This is a genomic window from Rhizobium sp. R711, assembly GCF_002211365.1.
In the GTDB taxonomy this organism is placed as follows: Bacteria; Pseudomonadota; Alphaproteobacteria; order Rhizobiales; family Rhizobiaceae; genus Rhizobium.
Window position 1 is genome coordinate 295,792 of sequence record NZ_LOKZ01000012.1, and the last position, 19,639, is coordinate 315,430.

Genomic DNA, 19,639 nt, shown 5'->3' on the forward strand with positions numbered 1-19,639 from the left:
TCATGCTGAAAGAACTTCGTCCGGCAGTCGTCATGATCGTTGCCACCACCGCCATCACTGGTCTGCTTTATCCACTCGCCATGACGGGAGCCGCGCAAGCGCTCTTCCCGGCGCAAGCGAACGGCAGCCTGATCCAGAAGGACGGCAAAGTGATCGGCTCGACACTGATCGGTCAGGCATTCACCAGCGACAAGTACTTCCATGGCCGCCCTTCGGTGGCAGGCGATGGATACAACGCTGCCTCGTCTTCCGGCTCCAACCTTGGCCCCACGAGTCAGAAGCTGCTCGATCGCGTAAAGACTGACTATGAGGCAGCCAAGGCCGCCAACCCGAATGCCCAGGTGCCGATCGATCTCGTGACGGCCTCTGGCAGCGGCCTCGATCCGCACATCTCGCCCGAGGCGGCCTACTTCCAGATACCTCGCGTTGCCAAGGCGCGCGGCATGGATGAAACCAAGCTGAAGGCGATTGTCGACGCCGCCGTCGATCACCCCGAACTCGGGTTTCTCGGCGAGCGCACGGTCAATGTTCTGGCATTGAACCAGTCTCTTGATACTTCTATGTCTGAGTAGGGTGGAAAGCCCCGGCCGCTTGGATGCGACCGGGGCTTCCTCGTCAGGGAAAGATGAAAAGCATGCCGGAAGACAACCGCGATAAGGTTGGCAGGCCCTCGCCCGATGCACTGCTTGAGAAGGCACGACAGGAGACGCGCGGCCGGTTGAAGATATTCCTTGGCGCCGCGCCCGGCGTGGGCAAGACCTACGAGATGTTGGAGTCGGGCCGCGCCAAACTGTCCGATGGCGTTGACGTGGTGATCGGCATCGTCGAGACCCATGGCCGCAAGGAAACACAGGCCCTCGTCGAGGGCTTTGAAGTCATCCCGCGCGTCAAGATCGACTACAAGGGCCGTCCTCTCGAGGAGATGGATATCGATGCCATCCTTGCGCGCCGACCCGACCTTGTCCTAGTCGACGAACTTGCCCATACGAACGCCGAAGGAAGCCGTCACCCCAAGCGCTACCTCGATGTGAAGGAATTGCTCGACCGCGGCATGGACGTCTATTCGACCCTGAACATCCAGCATGTTGAGAGTCTGAACGACGTCGTCTCTCAAATCACTCGCGTCCGCGTCCGCGAGACTGTGCCTGACTCGATCATCGACATGGCAGATGACGTTGAGATCATTGATCTGACGCCGGACGATCTGATCAAACGGCTGCATGACGGGAAGGTCTACATTCCCAAGACCGCCGAACGTGCGCTGACCAATTATTTTACCCCCGGCAACCTGACCGCCCTGCGCGAACTCGCATTGCGCAAGACCGCGCAGCGTGTCGATGACCAGCTGCTGAACCACATGCAGGCACACGCCATCGCTGGTCCTTGGGCTGCAGGTGAAAGGGTCCTTGTATCTGTCGATCAGCATCCACGATCAGCTTCGCTCGTGCGCTACGCGTCTCGAATGGCCTCGCGACTGCGAGCACCGTGGGCAGCCGTCTACGTCGAGACCAATCGTTCGATCAGCTTGACGGAATCTGACCGCGACACGATTGCAGCGACGCTCCGGCTGGCTGAACAACTCGGCGGCGAGGCAATCACTATTCCCGGCCGCGAGGTCTCGGAAGAGCTGGTCCGACACGCTGCGGCCAATAACGTCACCCATATCGTCATCGGAGCGCCCAGCAGGCCGACATGGCGTGACTGGTTTCACCGCTCCATCGCCGACGATCTGATCAGAACGTCAGGCAACATCAGCGTCCATGTGATCTCCGGCAACGAGAAAGATGAGGCATCCGCGCGCAGCATGAAAGCTGCCCCGTCCTCGCCCGCGTTCAAAATCCAAGCATATCTCTCCGCAACGGCCTATGTGGCAATCGCGCTCGTCGCTGGCGTCGTACTTGATCAGGTGCTGGATGTCCGCAACCTTGCCCTTGTGTTCCTGATGGCAGTACTCACGTCAGCGGTGATCCACGGGCTTCGTCCAGCGCTCTACACCTGCATCCTCAGCGCGCTGGCTTTCAACTTCTTCTTCCTGCCGCCTCGCTACACGCTGACGATCAGCGATCCGGAGAGCGTGCTTGCATTGTTCTTTTTCCTGGGCGTGGCCGTCATTGCCAGCAATCTCACGGCAACGGTCCAACGCCAGGCGGCGGCGGCCCGGCAGCGTGCCAGGACGACCGAAGACCTCTACCTGTTCTCCAAGAAATTGGCTGGCACCGGCACGCTCGACGACGTCCTCTGGGCCACCGCCTTTCAGCTGGCATCGATGCTCAAGGTCCGCGTCGTGCTTCTGCTGCCGGAGCAAGGCACGATCTCCGTCAAGGCCGGCTATCCGCCGGACGACACGCTCGACGAGGCTGATATTGCCGCTGCCCGGTGGGCATGGGAGCACAATCACGCCGCCGGCCGCGGCGCCGATACCCTGCCCGGCGCCAAACGCCTCTATGTGCCGCTGCGAACCGGGCGCGCAGCCGTCGGCGTGATCGGCCTCGACAATGACCGACGCGACGGCCCTCTCCTGACACCCGAGCAGCAACGCCTTCTCGATGCGTTGGCGGACCAGGCGGCCCTTGCGATCGAGCGCATTCAACTCGTGGCAGATGTCGATCGTGCAAGGCTCGCAGCGGAAGCCGACCGTTTGCGCTCTGCCCTCCTGACCTCCATCTCGCATGACCTCAAGACGCCGCTCGCAGCCATTCTTGGCGCCGCCGGCACCTTGCGTGACTACCTCGATTCCATGGCACAGGAAGACCGCATGGATCTTCTGTCGACCGTTGTCGACGAATCGGAACGGCTCAACCGCTTTATCGCCAACCTGCTCGACATGACGAAAATCGAGTCCGGGGCGATGGAGCCGAACTATGCGCTCCACTATCCCGGCGACATTGCGGGAAGCGCGCTGCGCCGCGCTGAGAAAATTCTCGCGCATCACAAGACCATCATGACCATTCCGGCAGATCTGCCGATGGTCCGTGTCGATCCGGTGCTGTTCGAGCAGGTGCTTTTCAATCTGCTGGACAATGCTGCCAAATATGCTCCGCAAGGATCGTCGATCCGTATCGATGGACGGGCGGATGAATACAACGTGATGATCCAGGTTTCGGACGAAGGCCCTGGCATTCAGCCGGCCGACCTGGACCGCGTTTTCGATACTTTCTATCGCGTGCGCAAAGGAGATCAGGTGCGCGCCGGCACGGGCCTCGGCCTTTCCATCTGCCGAGGTTTTGTCGAAGCGATGGGTGGCGCGATCACAGCCGGAAATCGCTCCGATCATTCCGGTGCCGTCTTCACTATCCGTCTTCCAAGACCAAATGAAATTCCGAAATTGGATGAGCTAAAATGACAGGTTCAGCCGTAAAAATTCTCGTCGTGGACGACGAGCCTCCAATTCGCAAGCTCCTTCGCGTGGGCCTCACCGCGCAAGGCTACGAGGTACATGAGGCGCCAAACGGCGCCTCAGCCCTGCAGTCGGCAAAGGACGAACCGCCTGATCTGATCGTGCTCGACCTTGGCCTGCCGGACAAATCGGGCCACGAACTGTTGCGGGAATGGAGAGACGCGGGTCTAACCCTGCCTATCGTGATCCTTTCCAGCCGCACAGATGAAACTGGCATCGTCAACGCTCTTGAAGCGGGGGCCGACGACTATCTAACGAAGCCGTTCGGCATGAACGAACTCGGCGCTCGGCTGCGGGTTGCCTTACGCCATCGCTTGCAGCAGCAGGGGGAGCGGGCGATCTTTCAGGCCGGCGGCCTGTCGATTGATCTGGTCAAACGCATCGTCAAGATCGATGGCAGGGAAATCAAGCTCTCGCCGAAGGAATACGATATCCTCAGGGTTCTTGCCCAGCATGCCGGCAAGGTTCTGACTCACCAGTTCCTGCTGAAGCAGATCTGGGGACCGGCCGCCGACGTGCAGTACTTAAGGGTCTATGTTCGACAGTTGCGCCAGAAGATCGAACAGAGCCCGGACCAGCCGCAATATATCACCACCGAAACCGGTGTCGGGTACAGACTGAAAGAAGCGGATCCGCCAACAGGCTAGTTATCGATAGACGCGCTCCGACAGTGCGCGCATACCGAGCCCGACCATCACTTCGTAAGCGATGCGCCGGCGAATAGGATTGTGCAATCGAATGGCGGTCGAACCGAGAAACTCGGTTTCGATGTGATCGAACGCCTTGAGTTCAGGCGAAGTCCTGATCGCACGCGCGTAAAACTCGTGAAACGCTTGTCGGCAAACATAAGTCTTGTATTTCGTTAGGCAGAAAACGGAAAAGCGACCAGCTTCTTCACGCAGGAAGTCGGTCACGCCGGCGGTTACCTCGGGCCAAGCCGGATTGAACGTATCGTCGAAAACGATGATTCCGTGCTCCGCAAGCGACGCGGCAGCAAGACGACTATCGGCCGCGACGTGGTGCAACATGTGGCCACCGTCGATACTGAAGAACCGGACCATCCCTGCTCTTTCGGTAATGTTCTCCGGCCGGAGCAGCGTACTGTCGCTCTTGATGACGCATTCGGCGTCCACGGAAAGGCCAAGTTGACGGCCGCCCGCCGCGAAACGTTCGTACTGCGTCGCGCCGTGATCCGGATTCACGATATCAAACGGATCGATGGCCACAATCTTCTCCGTGTCTCCGCAGATCTTCCGCAACAGAAAGTAGGAACGACCATAGTAAACGCCGATCTCGGCGAGGCTGCCTCGCAAGGAGGCTGATTGCTGGGATAGCAAAACCGCAAGAAATACCAGAGCGTCGGGCGGATCAATGTATCCTTCGATCGCCTGAAGATCATGGAATATGAACTTTCTGATCGACGAATCCATCTGGTTTCGGCCTTCAGTTTCACGATGAGAACTACCGAAGGGAACAATTCTTCGCAGAGAATAAGAACAAAAGTCAATTCCATTTAAAATGACGTACCGGCAGTATTTAAAGGTACGACTGGTTGTGGCAATCATTGTTGAATAAAGATTGCGATGTTATTTCGAGCGCTGCGTTTGTCGGGTCCTGGTGGACAGTCAATTCCATGGAAAATCTTCGGCAAATCAATTTGCTAATGCCGTCATCAACAAAAAGAGAGCGACATCCGCGCCACCTTCGTTTCGTTCTTTTTCTCGCCATCGACCTGCTCTAAGTCTTCTACATCCGAAACGAGAATTAAAGGTGGTGCATGGCAGGTGAAACGATTCTGGTCGTGGGCGGCGCTGGTTATATCGGCTCCCATACGTGTCTCGATCTTGCGAACAAGGGGTTCCAACCGGTCGTTTTCGACAATTTCTCCAACGGTCATCGCGAATTCGTGAAGTGGGGGCCTGCCGAGGAAGGGGATATCCGGGACCGGGCTCGCCTTGACGAGGTTCTGGCCAAGCACAAGCCAGCTGCCATCCTGCATTTTGCCGCCCTCATCGAGGTCGGCGAATCGGTCAAGGATCCGGTTGCCTTCTACGAGAACAACGTCATCGGCACGCTGACACTTTTGGCTGCCGCTCAGGCGGCGGGCGTCAAGGCATTCGTCTTCTCGTCCACCTGCGCGACCTACGGCCTGCCGCAAAGCGTACCTCTCGATGAGACGCATCGTCAGGTGCCGATCAATCCCTATGGCCGTACAAAATACATCGTCGAGCAGGCGCTTGCCGACTACGACAAATACACCGGCTTTCGATCGGTCGTGCTTCGCTACTTCAACGCAGCCGGCGCCGACTTCGAGGGACGGGTCGGCGAGTGGCATCAGCCTGAAACGCACGCCATACCGCTCGCGATTGATGCCGCTCTTGGCCGTCGTGAAGGCTTCAAGGTGTTTGGTACCGACTACGAGACGAGGGACGGCACCTGTGTCCGCGACTACATCCATGTGCTTGATCTCGCCGATGCGCATGTCCGCGCCGTAGAGCATCTGCTGCGGGGCGGGGAATCTGTTGCGCTCAATCTCGGCACCGGCACGGGAACAACGGTGAAGGAGTTGCTCGGCGCCATCGAGCGCGTGTCGGAGCGACCGTTTCCTGTGGAATATGTCGGCCGCCGCGAAGGCGACTCGCACACGCTGGTTGCCAACAATGACAAGGCGCGGGAGATTCTAGGCTGGGCGCCGCAGTATGATTTGTCTCAGATCATTCGATCGGCGTGGAACTGGCACGCAAAATCAAACCAGCACTGAAATACATCCATGACCGGTCGACCGAACATTCTATTGATCACCGCGGACCAGTGGCGCGGTGATTGCCTGTCGGCGACCGGACATGCCTGCGTCAGGACGCCGAATGTGGATGCGCTGGCGGCGGAAGGCGTCTTGTTTGCCCGCCACTACGCTGGCGCCGCGCCATGCTCACCGGCGCGCGCCACGCTCTATACCGGCCTCTATCAGATGAACCACCGGGTTTGCCGCAACGGCTCACCCCTCGATGCGCGATTTGATAATCTGGCGCTGGCGGCCCGGCGGGCGGGTTATGATCCGACGCTGTTCGGCTATACTGATACCGCACCCGACCCGCGCGGCATGAACGCGAACGACCCGCACCTGACAACTTATGAAGGATTGCTACCCGGCTTTACGGCCCGACAACTGCTTCCCGAGCATGAAAGGCAATGGCTGTCCTGGTTGCGCGAGCGTGGACACCAGGATGCGGATAGTCGCGACATTCACATCCCCGTCGGCGCGCGGCGCGGTGAGATCTCGAACGCGGCAACGACCTATTCGAAGGACGAAACGCAGACGGCGTTTCTCGCGGGAGAGTTCATCCGCTGGCTGGGAGAGCAGGATGCGCCCTGGTTCGCACATGTTTCGTTCCTTCGTCCGCATCCGCCATTTTCGGCGCCGTCTCCATACAACGATCTGTTCAGCCCGGAGGACGGTTCGCATTTCGCCCGGGCGGAAAACCACGAAACGGAACAGAGATCGCACCCTTATCTGTCCTATGCCATGCCGAGGGCAGGAAAGGGCGGCTTCATCTATGGTGCGACCGGCTCGCTTAGCGAGTGGCAAGCCAGCGACTTCGCCGCGATCCGAGCCATCTACTATGGCATGATCGCGGAGGTGGATGCGCAGCTTGGGCGCATTTGGCGCGCGCTGAAGGAAGCAGGGGTGTGGGACGACACTCTTATCATCTTCACCTCCGACCACGCCGAGATGGCAGGCGATCACTGGACGCTCGGCAAGGGCGGTTTCTTCGATGGCAGTTATCACATCCCGCTTGTCATCCGCGACCCGCAAGCCGTCATGCGGGGCAGGGTGGTCGACCGGTTCACGTCTGCGGCAGACATCTTTGCGACGCTCTGCGATCGCCTGCATATCGAACCCAGGAACGCCCTGGATGGCCAGTCCCTGCTACCGTTCATGGAGCGGGAGGCGCCGAGAACCTGGCGCGATGCTGCCTTCTGGGAATTCGACTTCCGCGATATTGTCAACCAGGAACCAGAAGCTCATTTCGGATTGCAGTCAAACGAATGCAACCTTGCCGTCATCAGAGATGAACGCTTCAAATACGTGCATTTCGCAGCACTGCCACCACTCTTATTCGACCTGCAGGCCGATCCGATGGAATTGAACAACCTCGCGTCGGACCCAGCCTGTGTGTCGACCAGGCTTTCCTATGCCGAGAAGCTTCTCTCGATGCGTGCCCGTCATCTGGATCAAACGCTAGCCTTCACCGAACTTACGGAAAAAGGGCCGATCAGGCGTCGGCCCTAAGCTTATCAGGCGAGGCGCCCGAGATAGTCCAGCTTGCCAACAGGAACGCCCTGATTGCGCAGGATCGCGTGTGCCGTCGCAAGGTGGAAGAAGAAGTTCGGTAGCGCGAAGGTCACGACATATTCGTCGCCGCGGAACGTGATTTTGTTACCCCCCGGCGAAAGGGTAATTTCCTGCGTTTCCGTCCCTTCAAGTGCAGCCGGTGCGACTGTGCGGAGGTAGGTTTCCGTCTTGGCAACACGCTCGCGCAATTCGGCGATGGTCGCTTCATTGTCCTCGAATTTCGGTGCTTCGCTGGCGGTCAGCCGCGCAATCGCCAGTTTGGCGGTGTCGGTCGCGCGCTGAAACTGGCCCGAGAACGGCAACATGTCCGAAGCCAGCCGCGCGGCGACGAGATCCGCGCTATCGATGCCTTTCTCCTTCGCGAAGGCCTCGGCTTTATCGAGGTAGGTCTTCAACGTTTCAAGACCGTGCTGAAAGACGGGAACTGTTAGTCGGTACATCGAAATAGGCATCAGTTTCTCCCTTAAAGACGGCGAAACCGCCGCCGCTAGACCGTTCATATAGTTCGCGGCATCGCGCTTTTCAGCGCCAGCGCAAGCATCTTCGCGAGATTTTCACGGAGCGCTCGCGACCTCGCCAATGAAATGGACTTGACGCCCTCAGTAGAAAATGGAATGAATATTCCGCGATACAGATTTTACGGTTCGTTTGTTCCGTTTCTTGACGGACGGCCAGTAGGAGACGGCCCAGGCGAACTAAAAAACTGGCTTTTGGGCTCGGCCCGAAGCTCCGGCGTGAGGAGGGTGCAGCCGGACACCGCTTTGGAGGAAAGAAGAATGAAGAAATTTATCATGGGTACTGCCATGGCGCTCGTCCTGTCGACGGCCGCTCATGCCGAAACCGTCGGCGTCTCGATGTCGAAATTCGACGACAACTTCCTGACCGTTCTGCGCAACGGAATGCAGAACTACTCCAAGACTCTGAACGGCGTGACACTGCAGGTCGAAGACGCCCAGAACGACGTCGCCAAGCAGCAAAGTCAGATACAGAACTTCATCGCATCCAAGGTCGACGCGATTATCGTCAATCCGGTTGACACGGACGCCACGGCGGCCATGTCGAAAATCGCAGCCGAAGCCGGCATTCCGCTGGTTTACGTCAACCGCGAGCCGGTCAACGTTGATAGCCTTCCGGACAAGCAGGCTTTCGTCGCTTCCAACGAGCAGGAATCCGGTACGCTTGAAACGAAGGAAGTTTGCCGTCTTCTTGGCGGCAAGGGCAAGGCCGTCATCCTGATGGGCGAACTCTCCAATCAAGCCGCTCGCATGCGCACCAAGGATGTCCATGATGTTGTCGCCACCGACAACTGCAAGGGTATAGAGATCCTTGAGGAGCAGACAGCAAACTGGTCGCGCACAGAAGGTTCGGATTTGATGACGAACTGGCTCTCCAGCGGCATCGAGTTCGACGCCGTCATTTCGAACAATGACGAAATGGCCATCGGCGCTATTCAGGCTCTCAAGGCAGCCGGCAAGGATCTCAGCAAGATCGTGATCGGCGGCGTTGATGCCACGCAGGACGCACTTGCCGCGATGCAGGCTGGCGACCTCGACGTGACGGTCTTCCAGGATGCAGCCGGGCAGGGCAAGGGTGCGCTCGACGCGGCTCTGAAGCTCGCGAAGGGCGAAAAGGTGGACAAGAAGGTTTATATTCCTTTCCAACTCGTCACGCCTGAAAACGTCAAGGACTTCGTCGCGAAGAACTAACGTCGGAAAAATGGGGTGCGGGACATACGGTTCCGCATCCCAAGCTTCAATCCGTGTTCGGGAGGAGATGAGATGGTTGTCAGCCCGTCTACAATGGCCGCAGTGCGTCACAGCGGCGCTGTTCCGAATGCGGAATACCTGCTGAGCGCCGAAGGCGTGCGCAAGGAGTTTCCAGGCGTTGTTGCACTCGACGATGTCCAGTTCCAGCTGAAACGCGGCACCGTGCACGCCTTGATGGGCGAAAACGGCGCCGGCAAGTCCACGCTGATGAAAATCCTCGCAGGCATCTATATCCCGGACAAGGGTGAGGTGCGCCTCAAGGGCGTCGAGATTCAGCTAAAATCACCGCTCGATGCGTTGGAAAATGGTATCGCGATGATCCATCAGGAGCTGAACCTGATGCCCTATATGACCGTTGCCGAGAACATCTGGATCCGGCGCGAGCCGAAGAACAGGTTCGGCTTCGTCGATCACGCGGCAATGTTCCGCCAGACGGACGAGCTGTTTCAACGACTGAATATCGACATCGACCCGGAGATTCAGGTTCGCGAACTTTCCGTCGCCAATCGGCAGATGGTCGAGATCGCCAAGGCGGTCTCCTACAATTCCGACGTCCTGATCATGGATGAACCGACATCGGCGCTGACCGAGCGCGAGGTTGAGCATCTCTTCCGGATCATTCGCGACCTCAGGGCTCAAGGCATTGGGATCGTCTACATCACACACAAGATGAACGAGCTGTTCGAGATCGCCGACGAGTTCTCTGTGTTCCGCGACGGCCGTTATATCGGCACCCATGCGTCAACAGATGTCACGCGCGACGACATCATCCGCATGATGGTTGGCCGAGAGATTACCCAGATGTTTCCGAAAGAGGAGGTCCCGATCGGCGACGTCGTGCTCTCGGTCAAGAACCTCTCACTGAACAACGTTTTCCATGACGTTTCCTTTGATGTCCGATCGGGCGAGATCCTTGGCGTCGCCGGACTTGTGGGATCAGGCCGATCGAATGTCGCGGAGACCTTGTTCGGCGTAACGCCGGCGACCTCAGGCACGATCGAACTCTTCGGCAAGAAGACGGACATCGTCTCGCCTACCGTTGCGATCCAGAACCGCATGGCGTTCCTGACCGAAGACCGCAAGGACACGGGCTGCCTGCTGATTCTGAGCGTTCTCGAGAATATGCAGATCGCCGTTCTCCAGGATAGGTTCGTCAAGGGTGGCTTTGTGCAGGAAAGCTCGATCGAAGCAACCTGCGAAGACATGGCGAAGAAACTCCGGGTCAAGACGCCCAATCTCGACGAGCGCGTGGAAAACCTTTCCGGTGGCAACCAGCAGAAGGTCCTGATTGGTCGCTGGCTGCTTACCAATCCGAAGATCCTCATTCTCGACGAGCCGACACGCGGCATCGATGTCGGCGCCAAGGCCGAAATCCATCGTTTGGTGACGGAAATGGCGAGAAGCGGAGTAGCCGTGATCATGATCTCGTCGGAAATGCCGGAAGTGCTGGGCATGAGCGACCGCATCATGGTGATGCATGAAGGACGCGTAACCGGTTTTCTCAATCGCGACGAAGCAACGCAGATCAAGGTGATGGAGCTTGCAGCGCAGTGACGCGCGGGCTCGGGAACCGAAGGGAGGATAATCATGAATACAAACGCAGCTGAGGCCACAGCCCCACTCGCAACGCGCGCTCGTAGACGGCGCGTTCCGCCCGAGCTCAGTATTTTTCTCGTCCTGATCGGCATTGCGCTTATCTATGAAATTCTCGGCTGGATCTTTATCGGCCAGAGTTTCCTGTTCAATTCGCAGCGCCTGACGATCATGATCCTTCAGGTCTCCGTCATCGGCATCATCGCGGTGGGTGTGACACAAGTCATCATCACCGGCGGCATCGACTTGTCATCCGGCTCTGTCGTTGGCATGACGGCGATGATTGCGGCAAGCTTTGCGCAGGCATCGACCTGGCCGCGGGCGCTCTATCCTTCGCTGACGGACCTGCCATTCTTCATCCCGATCGGCGTCGGTCTCCTCATCGGCCTCGCAGCGGGCTTTATCAACGGGCAGCTGATCGCAAGGACCAAGATCCCACCGTTTATCGCCACGCTTGGCATGATGGTCTCGGCACGCGGCATTTCCAAGTGGTATACCAAGGGTCAACCTGTCTCCGGTCTCACCGACCAGTTCAACTTCATCGGGACAGGCATTTGGCCCGTGATTGTGTTCCTCGTCGTTGCGCTGATCTTCCATATTGCTCTGCGCTATACCCGCTACGGCAAGTTCACCTACGCAATCGGCGCTAATCTGCAGGCCGCACGCGTATCCGGTATCAATATCGAAGCCCACCTGATCAAGGTTTACGCGATCGCCGGTCTGCTGGCGGGTCTTGCCGGCGTGGTCACGGCGGCCCGCGCCCAGACCGCGCAGGCTGGCATGGGCGTCATGTACGAACTGGACGCCATTGCCGCGACCGTTATCGGCGGCACGTCTCTGACAGGCGGCGTCGGCCGTATCACCGGCACAGTTATCGGCACGATCATTCTCGGCGTGATGACCTCGGGCTTCACCTTCCTTAGGGTTGATGCCTATTACCAGGAGATCGTCAAAGGACTGATCATTGTGGCCGCCGTCGTGATCGACGTTTATCGACAAAAGAAACGCGCGAAGCATTGACGAAAGCAATTCGGAACGGGGGCCTCGGCCCCCGTTTTTCGTTTCCGCTAACCATCGATACGGAACAGGAAGATTTCTGAAAAAAAGGGTAGCGTATTCCGCTAGCTTTTCTATTCTGCGCTCTTCATATCGCCCGCCCGGGCACACAGGAACGCAGATGCAATTGGTATTCGACGGCCACAACGACGTCCTCCTCCGGCTTTGGACACATGAACGGGATGGCGGCGATCCGGTCGCTGAATTCTCAGACGGCATCGATCTGGGCCATATCGATGCCCCGCGCGCCAAGGCTGGCGGACTGGCAGGTGGGCTCTGCGCAATTTACGTGCCCTCCGGTGATCTCGTTTTTGCCGATCCCGACAAGAATGGCCACTACGTCACGCCACTTGCCGCTCCGCTGGAGCCGCTTTCCTCGCTGAGGATCGCCACGGAAATGGCCGCGATCGCGCTTCGCCTGGACCGCGCTGGCGCCTGGCGCCTATGCTGCACTGTCAAGGAGATCCGCCAGGCAATGGCCGATGGCGTCTTTGCGGCCGTCATGCACATGGAAGGTTGCGAGGCCATCGGGGCGGACCTGGCGGCACTCGAAGTATTCCATGCCGCCGGCTTGCGGTCGCTGGGACCTGTGTGGAGCCGTCACAATATCTTCGGCCACGGCGTGCCCTTCGCCTTCCCCATGTCGCCGGACACCGCGCCCGGCCTGACGGAGGCCGGCTTTGCCTTGGTACGCGAATGCGACCGGCTCGGCATTCTGATCGATCTGGCGCACATCACGGAGAAGGGCTTCTGGGATGTCGCAAAGACGACCGATCAGCCGCTCGTCGCCAGCCACTCCAACGCTCACGCGCTGACGCCGGTTGCCCGCAACCTCACCGACAAGCAGCTCGACGCCATCAGAGAAAGGCGCGGCCTTGTTGGCGTGAACTACGCGACTGCAATGCTGCGTAGCGACGGTCGTTCCGATGGTGACACACCGCTCAGCGACATGGTGCGACACATCGACTATCTCGTCGAGCGCGTCGGCATCGACTGCGTCGCGCTCGGCTCGGACTTTGACGGCGCGACCATTCCCGAAGAAATCGGGGATGCCGCAGGTAACCAGAAGCTGATTGTCGCCCTCCAGCGTGTTGGCTATTGTGCACGAGATCTCGAAAAATTGGCCAGCGGGAACTGGCTGAGAATTCTGGCTTCGGCGTGGGGAGAAGAGGCCGCCTAAGCTTGCCTATCGCTTTGCATTGAAATGGAAAACAGGGGAACAAAAACCATGATAGTCAGCAAATTTAACCGCACTTTCCGTCTGCTTTCGGCAGGCGCCGCTCTGTCGATCATGATGGCCGCCGCACCCGCTGCCTTCGCGGAAACGCCGAAGGACACGCTGGTCGAAGGCTTCGCCATCGACGACATTATCACCATGGACCCCGGCGAGGCGTTCGAGCTGTCGACGGCCGAAGTCACGAGCAACACCTATAGCCTGCTCGTCCGTCTCGACATGAGCGACACGTCGAAGGTCAAGGGCGACCTCGCCGACAGCTGGACGGTTTCCGACGATGGCCTGACCTATACGTTCAAGCTGAAGCCCGGGATGAAGTTCGCGTCCGGCAATCCGATCACCGCCGAAGACGTCGCATGGTCCTTCGAGCGAGCCGTCAAGCTCGACAAGAGCCCGGCATTCATCATCACCCAGTTCGGCATCAATGGCGACAACGTCACCGAGAAGGCAAAGGCGACGGATGAAAGCACTTTCGTCTTCACCGTCGACAAGCCCTATGCGCCGAGCTTCGTTTTAAACTGCTTGACGGCAACCGTTGCCTCGGTTGTCGACAAGAAGCTGGTCATGGATCACGTCAAGTCCGTGACGCCGAGCGCCGACTACAAGTATGACAACGATTTCGGCAACGAATGGCTGAAGACCGGTTACGCCGGCTCCGGTGCCTTCAAGCTGCGCGAGTGGCGTGCCAACGAAGTTGTCGTGATGGAACGCAACGACAATTACTATGGCGATAAGGCGAAGCTGAACCGCGTCATCTATCGCTTTATGAAGGAAAGCTCGGCGCAGCGCCTTGCGTTGGAAGCTGGCGATATCGACGTCGCCCGCAACCTGGAACCCGGTGATCTGGATGCAGTCTCCAAGAATGCCGACCTGACGACCGTCAGCGCGCCGAAGGGCACCGTCTACTACGTCAGCCTCAACTCCAAGAACGAGAACCTGAAGAAGCCGGAAGTTCAGGAAGCCTTCAAATACCTCGTCGACTACGATGCGATTGGCTCGACCCTCATCAAGGGCATCGGCGAAATCCACCAGACCTTCCTGCCGAAGGGCCAGCTCGGTGCGCTTGATGAAAATCCGTACAAGCTCGATGTGGCCAAGGCCAAGGAACTGCTTGCGAAAGCCGGCCTGAAGGACGGCTTCTCGGTGACGATGGACGTCCGCAACACGCAGCCGGTAACTGGTATTGCGGAATCCATGCAGCAGTCGCTCGCCCAGGCCGGCGTCAAGATGGAAATCATCCCCGGCGACGGCAAGCAGACCCTGACGAAGTTCCGTGCGCGTACGCACGACATGTACATCGGCCAGTGGGGTTCGGACTACTTCGACCCGAACTCGAATGCCGATACCTTCACCACCAACCCGGACAACTCGGACGCCGGTACAGTCAAGACGCTCGCATGGCGCAATACCTGGGAAGCGCCCGAGCTCGAGAAGGAAACGAAGGCTGCCTTGCTCGAACGTGACGGCGCAAAGCGCGCTGCCATGTATGAGGACATTCAGAAGAAGTTCCTCGCCAACAGCCCCTTCGTGATCATTTTCCAGCAGATCGAAGTGGCAGGCGCCCGCAAAAGCCTGACGGACTTCAAACTCGGCCCGAGTTTCGACACCAACTATGTCGGCCCGATCGGCAAGGAATAATCCGGCAGGATTGATCCGTTGAGCATCGTTGAAACAAAGATGGAGGCACGGCCCAAACAGGGCCGTGCCGTTCCCATTGCCAAAGCGGTCGGGCGATTTCTTGTCGCCGCTGTCACGACTTATCTTGGCCTTTTGGCCGTGACCTTCTTCATTGGCCGCGTCGTGCCGATTGATCCAGTCCTTGCGATTCTCGGCGACCGCGCGCCCGCGCATGTCGTTGAACGTGTCCGTCGCGAGCTCGGCTTCGACCTGCCGCTCTACCAGCAGTTCTACATTTATCTGAAGAGCATTCTTTCGGGTGACTTCGGAACCTCCGTTCTGACCACCAACCCCGTGATGGTCGACATTAGGCGCGTTTTTCCCGCAACGATCGAGCTCGCAACGCTCGGGACGATCATCGGCTCGGTTATCGGCGTGCCGCTCGGTGTGCTGGCCGCCGTTCGCCGAGGCAGCATGGCCGACCAGATCGTCCGTGTGATCGGCCTGATCGGCTATTCCGTGCCGATATTCTGGCTAGCGCTCATCTCGCTTGTGATCTTCTACGCGCAATTGCGATGGGTTGCCTTCCCCGGCCGCATCGATATCGTCTTCGAATACAGCTTCACGCCGATAACCGGCTTCTATCTGCTCGACAGCGCCATGCAGGGCCAATGGGACGTCTTCTACGACGTCTTCCGCCATATCATTCTGCCCGCCTCGCTGCTCGGCTACTTCTCGCTTGCCTACATCAGCCGCATGACCCGCAGCTTCATGCTCAACGAACTGAGCCAGGAATATGTGGTTGCGGCGCGCGCCAAGGGGCTCTCGGAAACCAGGGTGATCTGGGGTCATGCGCTACGCAACGCCGCCGTACCCCTCGTCACCGTCATCGCACTCTCGTATGCCAGCTTGCTTGAGGGTTCGGTGCTCACGGAGACGGTTTTCTCCTGGCCAGGTATCGGACTCTACATCACCAATTCCCTTCAGAACGCGGATATGAACGCTGTCCTCGGTGGTACCATCGTCATTGGCACGGTCTTCATCGGCATCAATCTTCTGTCCGACCTTCTCTACCGGACGCTTGACCCTAGGACGCGAAGCCGATGACGGTTCCCGCAAATCAATCAGCACCGCTGAGCCGCCGTGAGTGGTTGCTTTCCGATCGGCCGCAGTCACGCACGCAGGCTCGCTTGGGCCGAGCCTACGTGACCTGGCGGCAATTCACCGCAAACCGCCTGGCCGTCGTAGGTCTCGTGATCATCATCGCCCTCCTGTTTGTGGCTGCCTTTGCGAACTTGCTCGCAACCCATTCGCCGATCGTGGGCGACCTGAAGAACGCTCGTCTGCTGCCGCCCGGCACCGAGGGTTACATGCTGGGCACGGACGATCAGGGCCGCGATATCTATTCGCGTCTCATTTACGGCTCCCGCTTGACACTACTCGTCGTCGTTCTCGTCGCGGCCATCTCGGCGCCGATCGGCCTGATCGTTGGAACGGTGTCGGGTTATGCCGGCGGGTGGGTTGATGCGACGCTGATGCGCGTTACCGATATCTTCCTCGCCTTCCCCAAGCTGGTGCTTGCCCTCGCTTTCGTCGCGGCTCTTGGACCTGGCATACAGAACGCAATCATCGCGATTGCGATCACCTCCTGGCCGCCCTACGCGCGCATCGCACGTGCGGAGACGCTAACCGTGCGGCGATCCGACTACATTTCTGCGGTCAAGCTGATGGGCGCATCACCCTTGCGGATTGTGGTCCGGCACGTGATGCCGCTTTGCCTTTCCTCGCTCATCGTTCGCGTGACGCTCGATATGGCCGGCATCATCCTGACGGCTGCCGGCCTCGGCTTCCTCGGTCTCGGCGCGCAGCCGCCGCTTCCCGAATGGGGCGCGATGATTGCGTCTGGGCGGCGCTTCATCCTGGATCAGTGGTGGGTGGCAGCCATGCCGGGTTTCGCCATCCTGATCGTGAGCCTCGGCTTCAACCTGCTCGGCGACGGCTTGCGCGATGCGCTCGACCCCAAGGAGAGCGGCCAATGACGGATCTCCTCACCGTCCAAAACCTGAAGGTCAGTTATCCGACGCGCACCGGCGTGATCGAAGCCGTCCGCGGTGTCTCGTTTACACTTGGCAAGGAACGCCTCGGCATCGTCGGCGAGTCCGGCTCCGGCAAATCCCAGACGGGGCGCGCCATCATGGGTCTGACCCCGAAGCACGGCATCGTTTCGGCCGACAAGCTCGATTTCAACGGCATTGATCTTCTCGCCGCATCCGCCAAGCAACGCCGCCGGTTGCGTGGCAAACGCATCGCGATGGTTCTGCAGGATCCGAAATATTCACTGGACCCCGTTATGTCGATTGGTCGGCAGATCTGCGAGACGCTGAGGACTCACGAAAACGTCGGCAAGGCAGAGGCGCGCGACCGGGCTCTTGCCATGTTGGAGGCCGTGCAGATCCGCGATCCGAAACGAGTATTCGACCTCTATCCTCACGAGGTCTCGGGCGGCATGGGCCAGCGCGCCATGATCGCGATGATGTTGATTGCCGATCCGGAGTTGTTAATCGCCGACGAACCAACCTCCGCGCTCGATGTCACGGTCCAGCTGGACGTTCTCAGGATCATGGATCGGCTCGTGTCGGAACGCGGCATGGGGCTGATCTTCGTATCCCACGACCTGCGCCTCGTCTCATCCTTCTGCGACCGCGTCATCGTTATGTATGCCGGCAAGGTCGTCGAAGAACTCAAGGCATCCGAGCTTAAGAATGCGCGCCATCCCTATACGCAGGGCCTGTTGAACTGCATGCCCCAAATTGGCGAAAGCAGGCATCCGTTGCCGGTCCTCGATCGCAAGCCGGAGTGGGCCGCATGAGCGTTGCACTTTCAGTCGACAAGCTGAGTGTGATCTATGATCACTTCCACGCGCTGAAGGATGTCAGTGTCGATATCGAAACCGGCGAGTCATTCGGCCTGGTCGGTGAATCCGGATCGGGAAAATCGACGCTGCTTCGTGCCGTTGCCGGCTTGGCACCGGTGGCAAGCGGCTCCATCAAAATTCAGGGCGAGCCGCTCGCCGGCTCGAAGCGATCAAAGGCCTTCTACAGACAGGTGCAGATGGTTTTCCAGGATCCTTATGGATCCCTGCACCCTCGCCAGACCATAGATCGCCTGCTGCTCGAGCCGCTGGCGATACACGGCATCGGCGATAGCGACACGCGGATTGCCCGCGCCCTCGATGAGGTCGGGCTTGGAAACGGTTTCCGCTTCCGTTACCCGCATCAGCTTTCCGGTGGCCAGCGCCAACGCGTTGCGATTGCCCGCGCACTGATCGTCGAACCGTCCATCCTCTTGCTTGATGAGCCGACCTCGGCTCTTGACGCTTCCGTACAAGCGGAGGTTCTGAACCTGCTCGAGCAGGTGCGGCGAGATCGCAGCCTTACCTTCGTCATGGTCAGTCATGATCTCGGCGTCGTCACCCACATGTGCGATCAACTGGCGGTGATGCGAAACGGGGCCGTCGTCGAGCGCTTAACCTCGGCCCAACTGGCGCAGGCAGCCGTAACCGAGGATTACACGCGAAATTTGATGGTCGCCAGCAAGGGTTTTGTCAAAGCTTGAAGGGCAATCCTTTCAACGAATTGATTTCGCTGGGACTCTCCGGGCCTCAGCCTTAACGATCGACTAAAACACGACCATTCAACTAGACTATTGACACTTGCCTTACTTCTGTCATGATCCGGTTAACGCCCGTTAATTTTCGTGATCATGGAGATCAGGCATGTTTTTTCTCGGCGGCATGACCATGGGATATCTGCATCCACCGGCCAAAACCGATAGAGAAGCTCCGGTCTCGACTTCCATTCCCGCAGAGAAAGACCGGCGGCTCCTCGAAACACCCGAAGCGCCGGCCAAGATCCGTCGGGGTAGCGGAGAGGATCGTTCCTTGCTCTGGGCGTGGAGAACTCTCGTCTGATCGCTGAAGGGACGGATTTTTTAACGTCCCCCTGGCAGGACAGAATTTTATCTCTACCTATCAGATAGAGAAAATAAGAAAACGCTCTAACGAAAAAAGAAGCGCGGAGAAACGGAGGTAGCACATGGCAGACTTGGGTATCTCGCACGCTCATGTGAATCAGTATGGTTCCGTCCAGACCAAGAAGCCTGGCACGACCCGTAGCAAGATCCAGCTTGCAGTTCACGCAACCCTTGTCACGGCGGCATTTGTTTTCGTCGCAGCCCTCGTCTTTGGCATCGTAAGTTAAGCCAAAGAGTACGTAGAGTTGCGGCAGACGAAGGATGCTGCCCCAGACCACGTTTGGCTGCCGGTATTTTCAAAGGCGCGTCGATTTGGACGCGCCTTTTCTATTTGGCTGAACCAGACCTTGGACCTCCAACGGAACCAATAGGGCGACCTCCCGTTATTTGATCAGCAAAGACAAAGGAGATCGCCATGCTTTATTATGCACTTGTATTTCTCGTTGTAGCGCTGATTGCCGGCGTACTGGGCTTTGGCGGCATTGCAGGTGCTTCGGCATCCATCGCTCAGGTGCTTTTCTTCATCTTCATAATCCTGTTCGTTGTCTCGCTGGTCATGCGCCTCATGCGGCGCGCCTGACGAAAAAACG

19 protein-coding genes are annotated in these 19,639 nt (G+C 58.7%); 17 read left to right on the top strand and 2 right to left on the bottom strand.

What is annotated here, in order from left to right; translation table 11 throughout:
- The first annotated feature begins 2 nt into the window (after nucleotides 1-2).
- The 3 genes from kdpC (at nucleotide 3) to ATY80_RS14860 (ending at nucleotide 4,044) form a co-directional block, all read left to right on the top strand.
- Nucleotides 3-572, top strand: a complete 570-nt coding sequence (kdpC, locus tag ATY80_RS14850) for a potassium-transporting ATPase subunit KdpC (protein ID WP_088693136.1) — start codon at nucleotides 3-5, stop codon at nucleotides 570-572.
- 62 nt (nucleotides 573-634) lie between these two features.
- On the top strand, nucleotides 635-3,343 hold the full coding sequence (locus tag ATY80_RS14855; protein WP_088693251.1) for a sensor histidine kinase KdpD: 2,709 nt from the start codon (nucleotides 635-637) through the stop codon (nucleotides 3,341-3,343).
- Complete coding sequence (locus tag ATY80_RS14860) at nucleotides 3,340-4,044, top strand: response regulator transcription factor (protein WP_088693137.1); 705 nt, start codon at nucleotides 3,340-3,342, stop codon at nucleotides 4,042-4,044. Before ATY80_RS14855 ends, ATY80_RS14860 begins: the two co-directional genes overlap by 4 nt.
- Here the strand turns inward: ATY80_RS14860 and ATY80_RS14865 are convergent, their stop codons facing one another.
- Entirely contained in the window at nucleotides 4,045-4,827 is a 783-nt protein-coding gene (locus ATY80_RS14865) for a class I SAM-dependent methyltransferase (protein WP_088693138.1), read from the bottom strand.
- Nucleotides 4,828-5,174: 347 nt separating this feature from the next.
- Here ATY80_RS14865 and galE point away from each other — a divergent pair, with 347 nt between their 5' ends.
- Together galE and ATY80_RS14875 are read left to right on the top strand one after the other, a co-directional pair.
- On the top strand, nucleotides 5,175-6,158 hold the full coding sequence (galE, locus tag ATY80_RS14870) for a UDP-glucose 4-epimerase GalE (RefSeq protein WP_088693139.1): 984 nt from the start codon (nucleotides 5,175-5,177) through the stop codon (nucleotides 6,156-6,158).
- Between the two features lie 9 nt (nucleotides 6,159-6,167).
- Nucleotides 6,168-7,688 carry an alkaline phosphatase family protein gene (locus ATY80_RS14875; protein WP_088693140.1) on the top strand — a complete coding sequence of 507 codons (1,521 nt, stop codon included), beginning with the start codon at nucleotides 6,168-6,170 and terminating at the stop codon, nucleotides 7,686-7,688.
- Between the two features lie 5 nt (nucleotides 7,689-7,693).
- On the opposite strand, the gene ATY80_RS14880 is transcribed toward ATY80_RS14875, so the two are convergent.
- On the bottom strand, nucleotides 7,694-8,203 hold the full coding sequence (locus ATY80_RS14880; RefSeq protein WP_088693141.1) for a DUF1993 domain-containing protein: 510 nt from the start codon (nucleotides 8,201-8,203) through the stop codon (nucleotides 7,694-7,696).
- A 324-nt stretch (nucleotides 8,204-8,527) separates the two neighbouring features.
- Between ATY80_RS14880 and ATY80_RS14885 the strand changes: the two genes are divergently transcribed.
- From ATY80_RS14885 to ATY80_RS14935, 12 genes are all read left to right on the top strand, one after another.
- Nucleotides 8,528-9,457 carry a sugar ABC transporter substrate-binding protein gene (locus ATY80_RS14885; protein WP_088693142.1) on the top strand — a complete coding sequence of 310 codons (930 nt, stop codon included), beginning with the start codon at nucleotides 8,528-8,530 and terminating at the stop codon, nucleotides 9,455-9,457.
- Between the two features lie 72 nt (nucleotides 9,458-9,529).
- Nucleotides 9,530-11,071, top strand: a complete 1,542-nt coding sequence (locus ATY80_RS14890; RefSeq protein WP_088693143.1) for a sugar ABC transporter ATP-binding protein — start codon at nucleotides 9,530-9,532, stop codon at nucleotides 11,069-11,071.
- A 33-nt stretch (nucleotides 11,072-11,104) separates the two neighbouring features.
- A complete protein-coding gene (locus tag ATY80_RS14895; RefSeq protein ID WP_088693144.1) occupies nucleotides 11,105-12,130 on the top strand; it encodes an ABC transporter permease in 1,026 nt (341 codons plus the stop codon).
- Between the two features lie 157 nt (nucleotides 12,131-12,287).
- Nucleotides 12,288-13,346, top strand: a complete 1,059-nt coding sequence (locus ATY80_RS14900) for a dipeptidase (RefSeq protein WP_088693145.1) — start codon at nucleotides 12,288-12,290, stop codon at nucleotides 13,344-13,346.
- Nucleotides 13,347-13,394: 48 nt separating this feature from the next.
- Nucleotides 13,395-15,038, top strand: a complete 1,644-nt coding sequence (locus ATY80_RS14905) for an ABC transporter substrate-binding protein (protein WP_088693146.1) — start codon at nucleotides 13,395-13,397, stop codon at nucleotides 15,036-15,038.
- A gap of 18 nt (nucleotides 15,039-15,056) precedes the next feature.
- Nucleotides 15,057-16,124, top strand: coding sequence for an ABC transporter permease (locus ATY80_RS14910; RefSeq protein WP_189637159.1), 1,068 nt, complete (start codon nucleotides 15,057-15,059; stop codon nucleotides 16,122-16,124).
- Nucleotides 16,121-17,056 carry an ABC transporter permease gene (locus ATY80_RS14915; protein ID WP_088693148.1) on the top strand — a complete coding sequence of 312 codons (936 nt, stop codon included), beginning with the start codon at nucleotides 16,121-16,123 and terminating at the stop codon, nucleotides 17,054-17,056. Before ATY80_RS14910 ends, ATY80_RS14915 begins: the two co-directional genes overlap by 4 nt.
- On the top strand, nucleotides 17,053-17,886 hold the full coding sequence (locus tag ATY80_RS14920; RefSeq protein ID WP_088693149.1) for an ABC transporter ATP-binding protein: 834 nt from the start codon (nucleotides 17,053-17,055) through the stop codon (nucleotides 17,884-17,886). The genes ATY80_RS14915 and ATY80_RS14920 overlap by 4 nt, the downstream gene beginning before the upstream one ends.
- Nucleotides 17,883-18,632 carry an ABC transporter ATP-binding protein gene (locus tag ATY80_RS14925; protein ID WP_088693150.1) on the top strand — a complete coding sequence of 250 codons (750 nt, stop codon included), beginning with the start codon at nucleotides 17,883-17,885 and terminating at the stop codon, nucleotides 18,630-18,632. Before ATY80_RS14920 ends, ATY80_RS14925 begins: the two co-directional genes overlap by 4 nt.
- A gap of 160 nt (nucleotides 18,633-18,792) precedes the next feature.
- Nucleotides 18,793-18,987 carry a hypothetical protein gene (locus ATY80_RS29615; protein WP_088693151.1) on the top strand — a complete coding sequence of 65 codons (195 nt, stop codon included), beginning with the start codon at nucleotides 18,793-18,795 and terminating at the stop codon, nucleotides 18,985-18,987.
- 124 nt (nucleotides 18,988-19,111) lie between these two features.
- The gene (locus tag ATY80_RS28965) at nucleotides 19,112-19,276 is read left to right on the top strand and encodes a hypothetical protein (protein WP_189637160.1); all 165 of its coding nucleotides are present in this window, start codon (nucleotides 19,112-19,114) and stop codon (nucleotides 19,274-19,276) included.
- A gap of 188 nt (nucleotides 19,277-19,464) precedes the next feature.
- Complete coding sequence (locus ATY80_RS14935; protein WP_088693152.1) at nucleotides 19,465-19,629, top strand: DUF1328 domain-containing protein; 165 nt, start codon at nucleotides 19,465-19,467, stop codon at nucleotides 19,627-19,629.
- Nucleotides 19,630-19,639: the final 10 nt, after the last annotated feature.

Excerpts from the sequence above, each read along its gene's own strand:
- kdpC (WP_088693136.1), top strand. The coding sequence starts at position 3 with ATGCTGAAAGAACTTCGTCCGGCAGTCGTCATGATCGTTGCCACCACC.
- ATY80_RS14855 (WP_088693251.1), top strand. The coding sequence starts at position 635 with ATGCCGGAAGACAACCGCGATAAGGTTGGCAGGCCCTCGCCCGATGCA.
- ATY80_RS14860 (WP_088693137.1), top strand. The coding sequence starts at position 3,340 with ATGACAGGTTCAGCCGTAAAAATTCTCGTCGTGGACGACGAGCCTCCA.
- ATY80_RS14865 (WP_088693138.1), bottom strand. The coding sequence starts at position 4,827 with ATGGATTCGTCGATCAGAAAGTTCATATTCCATGATCTTCAGGCGATC.
- galE (WP_088693139.1), top strand. The coding sequence starts at position 5,175 with ATGGCAGGTGAAACGATTCTGGTCGTGGGCGGCGCTGGTTATATCGGC.
- ATY80_RS14875 (WP_088693140.1), top strand. The coding sequence starts at position 6,168 with ATGACCGGTCGACCGAACATTCTATTGATCACCGCGGACCAGTGGCGC.
- ATY80_RS14880 (WP_088693141.1), bottom strand. The coding sequence starts at position 8,203 with ATGCCTATTTCGATGTACCGACTAACAGTTCCCGTCTTTCAGCACGGT.
- ATY80_RS14885 (WP_088693142.1), top strand. The coding sequence starts at position 8,528 with ATGAAGAAATTTATCATGGGTACTGCCATGGCGCTCGTCCTGTCGACG.
- ATY80_RS14890 (WP_088693143.1), top strand. The coding sequence starts at position 9,530 with ATGGTTGTCAGCCCGTCTACAATGGCCGCAGTGCGTCACAGCGGCGCT.
- ATY80_RS14895 (WP_088693144.1), top strand. The coding sequence starts at position 11,105 with ATGAATACAAACGCAGCTGAGGCCACAGCCCCACTCGCAACGCGCGCT.
- ATY80_RS14900 (WP_088693145.1), top strand. The coding sequence starts at position 12,288 with ATGCAATTGGTATTCGACGGCCACAACGACGTCCTCCTCCGGCTTTGG.
- ATY80_RS14905 (WP_088693146.1), top strand. The coding sequence starts at position 13,395 with ATGATAGTCAGCAAATTTAACCGCACTTTCCGTCTGCTTTCGGCAGGC.
- ATY80_RS14915 (WP_088693148.1), top strand. The coding sequence starts at position 16,121 with ATGACGGTTCCCGCAAATCAATCAGCACCGCTGAGCCGCCGTGAGTGG.
- ATY80_RS14920 (WP_088693149.1), top strand. The coding sequence starts at position 17,053 with ATGACGGATCTCCTCACCGTCCAAAACCTGAAGGTCAGTTATCCGACG.
- ATY80_RS14925 (WP_088693150.1), top strand. The coding sequence starts at position 17,883 with ATGAGCGTTGCACTTTCAGTCGACAAGCTGAGTGTGATCTATGATCAC.
- ATY80_RS29615 (WP_088693151.1), top strand. The coding sequence starts at position 18,793 with ATGTTTTTTCTCGGCGGCATGACCATGGGATATCTGCATCCACCGGCC.
- ATY80_RS28965 (WP_189637160.1), top strand. The coding sequence starts at position 19,112 with ATGGCAGACTTGGGTATCTCGCACGCTCATGTGAATCAGTATGGTTCC.
- ATY80_RS14935 (WP_088693152.1), top strand. The coding sequence starts at position 19,465 with ATGCTTTATTATGCACTTGTATTTCTCGTTGTAGCGCTGATTGCCGGC.